Raw genomic sequence first — 11,626 nt, 5'->3', positions numbered from 1 at the left:
ACTTGGTCTACGACCGACAATTTAAAAGCTAGCGTGTAATCGCGTTGGCTGCGCCTTTTTCCCGTATCCATTGAGTCCTCCTGAAGAAAGGTCAGAAGGTGTAAACCTTATTCAGGACGGGACACCGCAAATAAAAAAGCCGATGCACTGCATCGGCTTTTTTGTGGGCGGCTCTTCAGGTAAACGTTTAACGTGTAAGCATCGGGTAAAAATAAAACATCCCCCTATCTAATTTATCCTACATCACTCGCGCAAGTTCCTACTTTAAGACTCACGCGCGGAATCTATAATTTACACGCCACAGACCAGCAGTTGATGACTGCTTTCTTAATTGCATATAAATAATGGAGCACTCTTTCGATGCCGGACTCCTTTCCTGGGGAAATTGAAAACGATTTTTCATTCCTGGAAGGCTCAGACATTGAAAGCACGCTTCATCGTACTGCGCCACTCAATATAGATATCCTGTTACTCGGAGAAACCGGCACAGGCAAAGACACGCTGGCGCAACGAGTGCATTACTTGTCGGGGCGACGAGGTAACTTCGTTGCCGTGAACTGTGCGGCCATTCCCGAAAGTCTCGCAGAAAGCCAACTGTTTGGAGTCAACAGCGGTGCCTTTACCGGGGCGATGCAGTCCCGGGCCGGCTTTGTAGAGGCCGCCCATCTGGGCACTCTTTACCTAGATGAGATCGACAGCATGCCTTTGAGCCTGCAGGCCAAACTGCTGCGTGTGCTGGAGTCGCGCGGTGTGGAACGCCTGGGCTCGACGCGCTTCATCCCCGTGGACATGCGAGTCATCGCCTCGGCCCAGAGTTCGCTGCACGAGATGGTCGAACAGGGCACTTTCAGGCGTGACCTGTTCTTTCGCCTGAATGTCGTCAATATTCAGCTTCCGGCCCTGCGGGACAAGCGAGAAAGGATCGTCCCGTTATTCCTGCAGATGGTCCAGCAAGAAGCCGAGCTTTTCGAATGCGCTGCTCCGACACCTACCGCCGAGCTGTTGCAACAGCTGTTGTGCCAAGGCTGGTTGGGCAATATCCGTGAACTACGCTCGACGGCCAAGCGATTCGTACTGGGCCTGCCACCGCTCTCGCTGCCCCTGAGCAAGCCGCAAGGCCATGAAATGAGCCTGAAAGCGCGTCTGCAGGAAATCGAAAAAGCACTGATCGAAGAGTCATTGCTGCGCAACGACCGCTGCGTGGATCGCGTGGCCATTGAGATGGGCATTGCCAAGCGCACGCTCTACCACCGGATGAAGCAACTCGCTATCTAAATCAGCGTAAGGAATTTCCCTTCTCGCGGTAATTTTTAGTTTTCCAATCGTAATCCATTACGCCGAAATAATTTTAGACGCATCACCTCCGAGACAAATTGGAACGCTTCACTTCTTTCCCACCACGAATGAAATGAGCACTTAAAAAATCGCTCAAAAAAAATGAGATAGTGAAAAAAACTATCAGACTTTATTACTATTCAAGAGGTGAACTATGTCTGTAGGTGGCCTGGGTACAAGCCCACAAGATGTCGCAGCAAAAGGCATCGAAGAGCAAAAAAAGTGGGAAGCGGTGAAGAAAGCGAAAGAAGGCGCCGAGAATGAAAAATTCTCTGCCGCGATAACCAATATCAAATCTATTCGTTTTTAAGCGGTGCGGTCCTCTCAACTCAACCGTTGAGGGGACTTTCCTCCCAATTGTGCTTGCCGCACTCGACACCCACAAGAGAGAAACGAATGTTCATCACCCCCTCAGCGTTTACAACAAGCGAAAAAATCACCACTCGCTCGGACACGCCTGCTCTGAACGATCGTGCGTCTGACATTAATTTTTTTCTCTCTGAAATACACCAGACCGACAAAATCGATAAACGAACCGTGCACGCCGTCGCATCTTCCGACTCCACGTGGGCCGCTACGGGGTCGACGACGATAGCGAGACAACTGTCCAAAGGGTTTCGTGACGCAAGCCAGAACAAGCAGACAACGGACGCGAGCAAGTTTCCGCAACTTCTTGCCGAGTCGCAGGTAAACGTGATGTCCCAGATCAAGGTCGTTGGCGCCATCGCAAAAGCCTGCGACAAAATTTCAAGCATGGGGTAGAGGTATGTTCCGCCGTCTAAGCACCCTGTTATTTCTTTCATTGGCGCTGATGCTGACGGGCTGCGGTGAAAGCGTCGAACTTCATCGCAATATTTCCGAACAGGAGGCCAATGAAATCATTGCTGAACTGGCGGATAAACAAATCCGGGCTCAAAAGATTCAGGGAAAAGACGGCGTCGCCGTTCGTGTCAAAGCAAGTGACATCAATCGCGCGGTTCGGACACTGGACGCCGTGGGACTTCCCAAGGTGGCACGCTCGACCTTGGGGCAGATCTTTCGCAAGGAAGGCGTCATCTCTACCCCACTGGAAGAACGCGCACGCTACATCTATGCGCTGTCTCAGGAGCTGGAGGCGACCTTGTCGAATATCGACGGTGTAGTCGTCGCACGGGTGCATGTGGTGTTGCCTGAACGCATAGCGCCAGGCGAGCCCGTACAACCGGCATCCGCCTCAGTATTCATCAAGCACGACCCTCGGCTGGACCCTGACAACATCAATGCGCGCGTGCGCAGGATGGTGGCCAGCAGCCTCCCCGGCATGGCCTCAGCGATAGACAATACGGTAAAGCTTACCGTCGTTTTCGTACCGGCCACGGCTTACAAGGAAACACAACAACTCGCCTACCTCGGCCCTTTCCTGCTACCCGAGCACGATCTCGCATTCTGGCGTATAAGCCTGTTCATGCCGCTGGTCGTCCTCGTGTCGGGCGGTGTCGCCTGGTTGCTGTGGCGACGAAAGACAAGGTACGACCCTGCGATAACACGCACTCATGAGTGACGATCTCAATTGGGTCAGGTGGTGGGCCTTCCCGTGGCAGCAAGCCCACATCGACTGGCTCACACAAACCGGTTTTGTGGACACAGCAGCGCTTTCACGCAGCCACCATGGTCGGGTGAGCAGGATGTTCGATATCCAACCCGAGCTTCCTCCACCCATGAGTCCGGCCCTGCTGCAACTGGCGCAAATCGACGCGCAATCACGAGATCTCATACTCCTACTCGTCAATGAGGTCTACAACGCACCTCACCACAGTCGGCTCAATCAGGAACAGCTGCTTTGGTGCCAGCGCCTGGCCAAGGCACTGCCGCCTGACCCGACACCGGCAACCATCGACGACCCGCTGCACTACCTGCGGGCGTGGGTTTCACCGTCGGTGTGGCAGCGGCTGCGCCTGAGCTTTGCCTGTCAGAGGGTGCTTGAGCTGGAGCAATACCCAAAGCTTGAGGACACTCAAGGCCGGCTGGGTATTTTATGGCAAGCCGCCATTTGGCGTGCGACCTCGACCCCCACCGTTGATGCGCTACACGTCCCCCCGGAGAACGCCAAGCATGTTTTGCGCCCGCAAGATTGAGCTGCACACCCGCCCCGACGACCTGCCGACAGCGCTGATATCCAGGGAAATGCTCGTCGAACATACCCACGCCCGTCAGATGCTTGAACAGGCCGAAGCTCAGGCACAGGCGCTCATAAATCAGGCCCAAGCCAAGTGCCAACAGCTGCTGGACAACGCCAGCAGTGAGTTCTGGCAACGCGCCAATGCCCAACTTCATCGTTGGGAGTCAGAACGCCTGGCAATGGCCGAGAATCTTGAGCGCGTTGCCACCTCAGTCATCAATACGGCCATTAGAAGCTTGCTCGATGAGGCCCCACCTGCCCAACGCATCAGTGCACTGCTCGATAAATTACTGGCAGCCGGATTGCCGCCGGTCGAGGCCAACTTGCTGTGCAATCCGCAGGACCGCGAATCCGTCGAGCTCTGGCTCATCCAACACTGTGATGTGCCCTGGACGCTTCGGGTTGAAGCCGGGCTTGCCGCCCAGTCGCTGATTGTTGAAACAGACGATGGCGGGTATCACATCAACTGGACGGATGCGGTGGACAGCCTGGTGCCGATCCCGCCCCAGGGCCAAATCAAATGATCACTCTGTTCTGCTTTTTTGTTAACAAATTAATCCGCCGAAGGAACTGGACACCTATCAGTTGCCACACAGGAGTAGACCCCCACCGGAGTTAAAGCAATGAATAATGACGCCCGCATACTTGATAGCCTCTACCGCCAGCGGAGCCGCTCCGATAAGGCTTTTGGACAGATCGACGAGGATATTTCCGCTGGAGGTGACGACGAGGAACTCTCAAGAGTCTTCGACCAGCTTATGCAGGAGAAGATCGTCGTTGCCAATAGCTACGCCGTGACCTCGGTCTATGTCAATTACAAACACGAAACCCTGAAAAACGCCATCAACGTCGCCTAGTGACTGGCAGCAACGTCACGGGAGCCTCCAGGGCAGTTCAGCCCGGGCCCCCCGCACGGCGCGTCGGGCTTTTCGCCGGGCGCCGGTCACCTCTGCTTGCTGCAATCCCTGCTACGCGATTGCAGTCAGCTGCAGCGGTTGAACCCCCTTTAATCGCAATGCAACCCAGACGAGACCTGGCGCAGCGTAACGGCGCGCCTGACGAAGGCCGGGTGCGAATCAACGCTCACTTCATCAAGTGCGCTCGCGCACTGAAACAGAGACCCTGTCATGCATAGCAAGACCCACAAGCACACCCGCTTGCGTTTAAATTCGCCCGCACACCAGGCTAAGCGCACTCAATGGCGCCTCCTGCTCGCGCTGCCCTTTTTATTGGCACCGCTTCACAGCGCCGTCGCCGCTATTCCCTCCGACTGGAAAAACACCGCTTACGCCTACGAGGCCGAACATAAGCCCCTGCGGGATGTGCTGGAAGATTTCGCTCAGACATTTGGCACACAGTTGCAGATCGATGGCCTACTGGACGGCATCGTAAATGGCAAGATACGCGCCAATACCCCGCAGTCATTACTCGACAGACTGGGGGTGGAACACCGCTTCCAGTGGTACCTCTACAACAACACGCTTTATATCAGCACGCTGGACCTGCAAGAGTCCGCACGCCTTGAAGTCTCCGCCGAAACCGTCGCCGACCTCAAGCGAGCCCTGACCGATATCGGCCTGCTCGACAGCCGTTTCGGCTGGGGCGAACTGCCCGATGACGGCGTGGTGCTGGTCTCCGGTCCCAAGCGTTACATCGACCAGATCAAGCAATTCAGTAGCCAGCGTAAATCAGCCGACGAAAAACAGAGCGTGCTCAGCTATCCGCTGAAATTCGCCAACGCAGGAGATCGCCAGATAGATTATCGCGGCGAGAAAATATCCATTCCTGGCGTCGCCAGCATGCTGCGCGGGTTGTTGGAGCCTCGGTCGCCTTCCACACTGTCGACGATGAGTCCACGGTCCTCTTCATCCAAGCCGTCGCCCATCACGCCGAGTTATCCAAGGTTGAACAATCCGATGCTGGGGCAGATGCTCGGCCAGACAGCGAACGGCGGGCCGTTGGAGACCGGCGCAACGCTTACCCCGCGAGCCCCCGTGTCGTCCGGCCGAATCCGCGTCGAAGCCGATGTGCGTAACAACGCCGTGCTGATCTATGACCTGCCGGAGCGGCAAGCGATGTACCGCGAGCTGATTTCCCAGCTCGACGTCGCGCGAAAAATGGTGGAAATCGACGCCATCATCCTGGACATAGAACGCAGTCAATTGCGCGAATTCGGGGTCAACTGGGGCAACAGTCGTTTCAGCAGCGACATGAGGCTGGCACCGGGAAGCTCATCGCAGCTGTCGATCGAAAACCGTGACCGTTTCTTTGCCAAAATACGGGCGCTGGAGCAACGCGGCCTGGCAACCATGGTCTCCAACCCCTCGGTCCTCACCCTGGAAAACCAGCCTTCGGTGATTGACTTCAATCGCACCCAGTACCTGACAGCAGGCACCGAGGTCGCGACTATACTGCCCATTACTGTGGGCACCAGCCTGCAAGTGGTGCCGAGGGTGATTACCACCCGCGGCACTCATCAGGTTCACCTGCTGGTGGACATCGAGGACGGCAACTTCGACGAGTCGGACCCCAATCGCCTGGGCCCCGATGTGCGCCGGGGCAATGTCAGCACGCAGGCGGTGATGGCGGAAAAACGCTCGCTGGTGGTCGGTGGATTCCATGTCACCGAAAGCACCGACAGGCGCAACAAGATCCCTTTGCTGGGGGATATACCGCTACTGGGCAAGGTGTTGTTCTCCTCCAGCGAACGCAAGAACAATCGTCGCGAACGCCTGTTCATCCTGACCCCGCGCGTGATCGGTGATCAGGCCGATCCCTCACGTTACCTGCCGCAGGACGACCAGGCCGAACTGCAGGCAGCCCTCAAGCCGCTGGCCAGGCGTTATGCCGAACACGCGCCCGTCATCAACCGCAGTGACATCACCAGCACGCTGGCGAATTTGGTGACCGGGCGAGTGCCCCTGGCCTTCAAGCCGGCCCCAATGCCCCTGGGCCTGGACATCTTGTGCAGCACCCGCGACTTACTGGCCATGAATACCGAACGCAGCCAGTGGTACGCCGGCCCGCAGTTCAATGTGGCCGTGGTCGTGCTGCGCAACCAGCTCAAGCGCAATGTGCGTATCGACGAAAAGGAATGCAGCACCTCGCAAACCCTGGCCGTGACCGTGTGGCCGCGAGCCTGGCTCAAACCAGGTGAAGAAGCCGAGGTATTCATTGCCATGCGCCCGGTGGTTAAAGATGAACACCTCAGCGTGCCGCGCCCCTCCTTGCTCACTCCAGCCAAAAAGGCCACGCCATGAAACACCGCTTGTTGTGCGTCACTCTGATCAGCGCTGTGCTGCTCATCACCGGCTGCAGCCCCACGTGTAAAGGCGACTCCTGCTCGCGTCCGCAATCGACCAAAGACACGCTGGTGATCTGGTGGCCACCGCAGATGCGCGTCGAGCCCGGCCCGTCCGGCGAACGCGCGGACTACCAGACGATCTCGCTGGAACGATAAGCTCAGTGATCAACGCCCGGTGTTACCGGGCGTCTGATCTGCAGATGGATAAGAGCGTCGCCTGACGGCGCGCAAGGCGCTGATCAGCGCAACTCCAGCGCCGGCAACTCCAGGGTTTCGCGCTTGGCGTCATCGTCAAGCTCGCGCAAGGTGCGGTAGATCAAGGCCACCGCCTGCAAGGTCTCGCGGGGAATACCAGCGCCCAGTTTGTGTGTATAGAGTGTACGGGCCAGCCAGACACACTGGATCACCGGCACCTCGGCCGCCTTCGCCTGGCGGATCAACTCGCGGGCCTCGTCGTCCGTCCCCTTGTTGACCAGCACCGGCAAACGACATTGCAACAGCATGCCATTCACGCGCTGCACTCGACCGCGCATCGTCACCGGCGTGAAGTTGGCCAGCGACCGCGTCTGGCGCTGCTCCCAGGCCGCCAGACGCGCCTGCAGTTCCGTACTCACCAGCGCACCTCATAGCGCTGCGCGCCATCGAAAACCACCTTGGTGTTGTCGATCAACACCAGGCGCAAACCATCCACCTCGTCCCCCACGAACAGCCGGCTGCCTTCCTCGAGAACGACGTGGCCGTTCGGCCCGCCGACGATCTGCACGATCTTGAACGGCAGCGCCCCATCGCGGGCGCGTACACGACTGATCACCGGGACCGCACTGTCGAACAGCTCGCCAAAACGGCTGAGCATGCGCGCGACCAGTTCCATATCGTCCGGGGATACAACGCCATTGAGCGCGATCTGGCCATTGATCACCTCCAGGCTGACCCTTTGGCTCAACTCGCGCTCGCTGAGCATTTTCAATAATTGCTGACGGACTTCAAACGGCGAGGCCAGTTGTTGTTTAACCGCCACGGGAGGCATCAGGGAAGCCTGCGCATCACGTTCTCCGGAGGACACCATGCTGACCACCACACCGATGACCGCCACCAACAGCACCGCGCTGATCAGGCGTTTTTGCTGCCTGTTGGAGATGGAGGACAACTGCAGCGTCGGTGATGCCTCGCTTGCTCGCGGCGCGGGCGCAGGGGCCGGGGCGGGTGTTTCAGGCCAGGGTTGATCGGCCAGGCTGACGTAGAGTCGAATGGCCCCTACCGAAAAAGGGACGTTCAACGCCAGGCTCGCAATCTGTGCCAGCACTTGCCCCTGGGCGTCGTGCAGCAGTCCGGCTTCAGCCTGCACCGACCATTGCGAGTCAGCCAACCGCAGCCGCGCATGCTGCTCGGCGATACCGGGGTCGTTGAGCATCAGGTCGGCATCAGGGTGAGCACCGATGCTCCACTGCTCGCCAAATAGCGGTAACGCAGCCCCCTGGCGCTGACCATTAAGCACTCGCAGCTCAAACATCATCGAGCCCTCCCGTGCGTTGAACCCGGGTGAAAAATCATGCCGCCGCACCGCGCATCAATTCGTCCTGCCCCAGATCAAAACGCCCCAGGACCTTTACCTTGGACGTGCTTGCCAACTCGGCAAACGACAGCACAGGTACGTGGTTGAACTCCTCCAGCAACAAGGCGCGTAGAGGGCTGCGCAGGTCCTGCGCCACCAACATCACGCTCTTGCTCCTGGCGCGCACGGTGAATGCCTGGTTGAGGAGGTTGACCAACGCGGCGCTGCTTTCGTTATCAAGCGCAAAGAACACCCCGGTCTGGGTCTGGCGCAACGCCTCGCGCAGGATGTTCTCGGTATGGGGAGACAACAACCAGGCATGCAGACCATCGTCCTCGCTGTACTGCTGGAAGATCTGCGCCTTGAGGGCAATGCGCGCATAGTCGGCGAGCGCGTCGGGTTCGCGCTCATGCTGGCCGTGCTCGATCAGCGACTCGACAATCAGCCGCACCGCACGCAGCGGCACGCCCTCACTGGCCAGCCGCTGCAAAACCGCCGAAAACCGCGACAGCGGCATGATGCGTTGCAGCTCCTGCACCAGCTCCGACTGGTTGTGCTCAAGCCAGCTGAGGATCGCCTTGCTCTCCTGAATACCCAGGAACTGCGGTCCGCTGAGCATCATTGCCTGCCTCATGCGATCAAGGATCAGGCTTGTCGCGGTAAAGCGTTCAAGCGCGGGGTCGGCAAGCAGCGGATCATCAGGTGGCAACCAGAGCCAATCCTGCTCATCACGCTCGGCCAGTCCTGGTATCGCGTGCTCCGGCTCGACCGCCAGCGCCTTACGTTCAACGGCAACGAGCGTGACCACCGAGGCCTTGACCATCGGTACCTCGTGCACACAAAAACGCATTTCATCGGCGGCCAGCGAGTCGTCGAGCTCGACTTCGAACGGCGGCAAGGTCAGGCCAATATTGGCGACCAGCGAATTTCGTGCCTGGCGGATCCCGTGAATAAGGTCCGTAACCTCAGGCGTCCCCCGTAAGGACGGAGGAAACTGCAACAAATAAGGCCGCGATGGATCGAACCCACGCAAGTCCTCATTACCGTTCTCTTCGGGGCGCACCACATTGGCAACGTCCTCCTTGGGCTTTTCTTCGCGTTGACGCTGACGCATCAGGAAATAGCCCAGGGAGCCGGTGGCCGCCGAGATCAGGATAAACACCAGGGTAGGCATGCCGGGCACCACTGCAAACGCGAGCATGCCGACCGATGCAATCATCCAGCTCTTGGGTTCACTGGTCATTTGCCGGGCGATTTCAGCGCCCATATTGCTCGCACCGTTGCGTCCGTCCGGCGCCACACGGGTGATGATCATGCCGGCCGTCAGGGAGATCAGCAGGGCTGGAATCTGCGCAATCAGGCCGTCGCCGATGGTCAGTACCGAATACAGCTGTATCGATTCGGCCGCGCTCAGGTCGTGTTGAAACATACCCGTGGTGAAGCCGCCCAGCAGGTTGACCACAACGATGATCAAACCGGCGATGGCATCCCCCTTGACGAACTTCATGGCTCCGTCCATGGCACCGAACAACTGGCTCTCGCGGGACAACTGCTCGCGTTTATCGCGTGCCTGCATACCGTCGATCAGACCGGCACGCAGGTCACTGTCGATGGACATCTGCTTACCCGGCATCGCATCCAGACTGAACCGCGCGGCGACCTCGGCGACCCGCTCCGAGCCCTTGGTGATCACCAGAAAGTTGACCAGGGTGAGGATCAGAAAGATCACCATGCCGACGGCCAGATTCCCCCCCACCACGAAGTTGCCGAACGCCTCGACGATATGGCCGGCGTCCTGCTCCAGCAGAATCAGACGCGTCGTGGCAATCGACAACGCCAAGCGAAACATGGTGGTCAGCAGCAAAATCGAAGGAAACGAGGAGAACGCCAAAGGCCCTGGCAAATACAGCGCCAGTACGATCAACAGGCATGATATGCAGATGTTGATTGCAATCAGGATGTCTACCAGCCAGGTCGGCAGCGGCACGATAAAAATGAATACGATGCCCAGGACCACCACGGCGCCCAGCACTTCAGCACGCTGTGCCACTTTGAGCAACGCCAGGTTGATGGTAGACAGTACCGTCACGCCAGCGCTCCCAGGTCACCGGCAAAGCGCGAGGGTTTGCGCTCACTGCGTTCCAGTTCGCCCATTACCGCCAGGAAGCAGTCCAGGGCGTCCTGCCGCACTCGACTGTCCGGCCACAACGCAAGGGGCAAATCGCGCATCAGCGGATAAAGTGCGTTGAGGAGCACCACTTGCCGAAGCGTCGGATGACCTCCCAGATCATGCCCAAGCCGCAGGATTTCACCTGCATCGATACCGCTGCCGGCATATCCCAGCAGGCGCTGCAGAAGACTTACGCCGTCGCAATCGAGGCCCAGCCGCTCAATCACCGCATTGCAACTGGCTAATACCGTGCCTAATTGTCCACAACTTTGCAGTGCCAGTAACAAGGTGCGCAATCGGGGCGTGGTCATTGCCGAAACCAGGGTGGCGATGTCGTCAGCCAAAGCCTTGCGCATATTGCCGAGCCTGGCGGAAAACGTGTCGCCACCGTACTCGCCCAGCAAGGCCTGCATTATCGTCGCCAGGGATTGGCGCGTGGAGATGCTGGCATAATAGAGCGTACGCAGCGCCTGGCGCTCTTGCGGATCGCCACCTGCCTTCAGCAGCGCACCGGCGAATGTAAGGCCCGCCTGGATTTCCCCCTTGAAACCCACCGACAACAGGGCAATGGCCTCCCGCGCCCTCGCAGCTTCGGAGGGGCGTGCCTCACTGTCCAAATGCACTTCCAGATGCTTGAGCACCACGAACGCACGCGCGGGATCCCCCTCGGCAAGTTCCACCCACTTGTCGACACTGACGTTGTGCTGCAACTGCTGCCTGAACCGCCGCGAAATGGCTGCCAACGACTCCTGGGCCGGATAACCCAGCTGATCGTAAAGCTGCGTCAACTGCGCGGAGGGAGGTATGCGTATCGCCATGGCCTGCTGGGCCTGGTTAACGGCAAGAACCTCATGGTTGAAGATCTGGACAAGCTCATCGACTTTCGCCAGCGCGGACGCGGAGACAAGCGAAGTGGCGGACTGATCCAGATGCCGGGCAGATGACACATCGTTGGGAGATTCGACTTTCATGGGCATGCCAATACAGGAAGAGTGTGCTTCGTGTGTGGTTACGCCCGCCGATGCAGTTCCATCAAAACGCGTCTATCGATGCGTTTGACAAGACTGGCACGCGCCATCGGTACTTTTTGCAAGTTGCTGCGTAAAA

Annotated in this window: 12 protein-coding genes and 1 pseudogene; 9 read left to right on the top strand and 4 right to left on the bottom strand. The window is 58.3% G+C overall.

Annotated elements, in window-relative coordinates; all coding sequences use genetic code 11:
- Positions 1 to 360 precede the first annotated feature (360 nt).
- From LUB09_RS22790 to hrpT, 9 genes are all read left to right on the top strand, one after another.
- Positions 361 to 1,275 carry a sigma 54-interacting transcriptional regulator gene (locus tag LUB09_RS22790; RefSeq protein ID WP_209988321.1) on the top strand — a complete coding sequence of 305 codons (915 nt, stop codon included), beginning with the start codon at positions 361 to 363 and terminating at the stop codon, positions 1,273 to 1,275.
- A 214-nt stretch (positions 1,276 to 1,489) separates the two neighbouring features.
- Positions 1,490 to 1,645 carry a hypothetical protein gene (locus LUB09_RS22785; protein WP_209988320.1) on the top strand — a complete coding sequence of 52 codons (156 nt, stop codon included), beginning with the start codon at positions 1,490 to 1,492 and terminating at the stop codon, positions 1,643 to 1,645.
- 86 nt (positions 1,646 to 1,731) lie between these two features.
- Positions 1,732 to 2,097, top strand: a complete 366-nt coding sequence (locus LUB09_RS22780; RefSeq protein ID WP_209988317.1) for a hypothetical protein — start codon at positions 1,732 to 1,734, stop codon at positions 2,095 to 2,097.
- A 4-nt stretch (positions 2,098 to 2,101) separates the two neighbouring features.
- Positions 2,102 to 2,875 carry a type III secretion system inner membrane ring lipoprotein SctJ gene (sctJ, locus tag LUB09_RS22775; protein ID WP_209988314.1) on the top strand — a complete coding sequence of 258 codons (774 nt, stop codon included), beginning with the start codon at positions 2,102 to 2,104 and terminating at the stop codon, positions 2,873 to 2,875.
- The gene (locus LUB09_RS22770) at positions 2,868 to 3,449 is read left to right on the top strand and encodes a type III secretion protein (protein ID WP_231423766.1); all 582 of its coding nucleotides are present in this window, start codon (positions 2,868 to 2,870) and stop codon (positions 3,447 to 3,449) included. The genes sctJ and LUB09_RS22770 overlap by 8 nt, the downstream gene beginning before the upstream one ends.
- Positions 3,427 to 4,017, top strand: coding sequence for a type III secretion system stator protein SctL (sctL, locus tag LUB09_RS22765; RefSeq protein WP_231423765.1), 591 nt, complete (start codon positions 3,427 to 3,429; stop codon positions 4,015 to 4,017). The genes LUB09_RS22770 and sctL overlap by 23 nt, the downstream gene beginning before the upstream one ends.
- A 99-nt stretch (positions 4,018 to 4,116) precedes the next feature.
- On the top strand, positions 4,117 to 4,350 hold the full coding sequence (locus LUB09_RS22760) for a hypothetical protein (RefSeq protein WP_209988308.1): 234 nt from the start codon (positions 4,117 to 4,119) through the stop codon (positions 4,348 to 4,350).
- A gap of 270 nt (positions 4,351 to 4,620) precedes the next feature.
- Positions 4,621 to 6,753 (top strand): type III secretion system outer membrane ring subunit SctC, encoded by a 2,133-nt coding sequence (gene sctC / locus LUB09_RS22755; RefSeq protein ID WP_231423764.1) that lies wholly within the window; start codon positions 4,621 to 4,623, stop codon positions 6,751 to 6,753.
- Positions 6,750 to 6,953 (top strand): HrpT family type III secretion system protein, encoded by a 204-nt coding sequence (gene hrpT, locus LUB09_RS22750; RefSeq protein WP_209988301.1) that lies wholly within the window; start codon positions 6,750 to 6,752, stop codon positions 6,951 to 6,953. Before sctC ends, hrpT begins: the two co-directional genes overlap by 4 nt.
- 83 nt (positions 6,954 to 7,036) lie before the next feature.
- On the opposite strand, the pseudogene LUB09_RS22745 reads toward hrpT, so the two are convergent.
- From LUB09_RS22745 to LUB09_RS22730, 4 genes and pseudogenes are all read right to left on the bottom strand, one after another.
- Positions 7,037 to 7,282: pseudogene (locus tag LUB09_RS22745) on the bottom strand (EscU/YscU/HrcU family type III secretion system export apparatus switch protein); the annotation flags it as partial.
- A gap of 125 nt (positions 7,283 to 7,407) precedes the next feature.
- Positions 7,408 to 8,307: an FHA domain-containing protein gene (locus LUB09_RS22740; RefSeq protein ID WP_209990646.1), complete on the bottom strand. Its 900-nt coding sequence runs from the start codon at positions 8,305 to 8,307 to the stop codon at positions 7,408 to 7,410.
- A gap of 37 nt (positions 8,308 to 8,344) precedes the next feature.
- Complete coding sequence (gene sctV / locus LUB09_RS22735) at positions 8,345 to 10,438, bottom strand: type III secretion system export apparatus subunit SctV (RefSeq protein WP_209988282.1); 2,094 nt, start codon at positions 10,436 to 10,438, stop codon at positions 8,345 to 8,347.
- Entirely contained in the window at positions 10,435 to 11,490 is a 1,056-nt protein-coding gene (locus LUB09_RS22730; protein WP_209988279.1) for a TyeA family type III secretion system gatekeeper subunit, read from the bottom strand. The genes sctV and LUB09_RS22730 overlap by 4 nt, the downstream gene beginning before the upstream one ends.
- Between the last annotated feature and the right edge of the window lie 136 nt (positions 11,491 to 11,626).

Origin of the sequence: Pseudomonas sp. Leaf59 (genome assembly GCF_920984685.1) — a bacterium.
Classification (GTDB): Bacteria; Pseudomonadota; Gammaproteobacteria; order Pseudomonadales; family Pseudomonadaceae; genus Aquipseudomonas.
This window is presented reverse-complemented; position numbering and strand designations above follow the sequence as displayed.

Coding starts and splice junctions, on each gene's coding strand:
- LUB09_RS22790 (WP_209988321.1), top strand. CDS start 361: ATGCCGGACTCCTTTCCTGGGGAAATTGAAAACGATTTTTCATTCCTG.
- LUB09_RS22785 (WP_209988320.1), top strand. CDS start 1,490: ATGTCTGTAGGTGGCCTGGGTACAAGCCCACAAGATGTCGCAGCAAAA.
- LUB09_RS22780 (WP_209988317.1), top strand. CDS start 1,732: ATGTTCATCACCCCCTCAGCGTTTACAACAAGCGAAAAAATCACCACT.
- sctJ (WP_209988314.1), top strand. CDS start 2,102: ATGTTCCGCCGTCTAAGCACCCTGTTATTTCTTTCATTGGCGCTGATG.
- LUB09_RS22770 (WP_231423766.1), top strand. CDS start 2,868: ATGAGTGACGATCTCAATTGGGTCAGGTGGTGGGCCTTCCCGTGGCAG.
- sctL (WP_231423765.1), top strand. CDS start 3,427: ATGTTTTGCGCCCGCAAGATTGAGCTGCACACCCGCCCCGACGACCTG.
- LUB09_RS22760 (WP_209988308.1), top strand. CDS start 4,117: ATGAATAATGACGCCCGCATACTTGATAGCCTCTACCGCCAGCGGAGC.
- sctC (WP_231423764.1), top strand. CDS start 4,621: ATGCATAGCAAGACCCACAAGCACACCCGCTTGCGTTTAAATTCGCCC.
- hrpT (WP_209988301.1), top strand. CDS start 6,750: ATGAAACACCGCTTGTTGTGCGTCACTCTGATCAGCGCTGTGCTGCTC.
- LUB09_RS22740 (WP_209990646.1), bottom strand. CDS start 8,307: ATGTTTGAGCTGCGAGTGCTTAATGGTCAGCGCCAGGGGGCTGCGTTA.
- LUB09_RS22730 (WP_209988279.1), bottom strand. CDS start 11,490: ATGAAAGTCGAATCTCCCAACGATGTGTCATCTGCCCGGCATCTGGAT.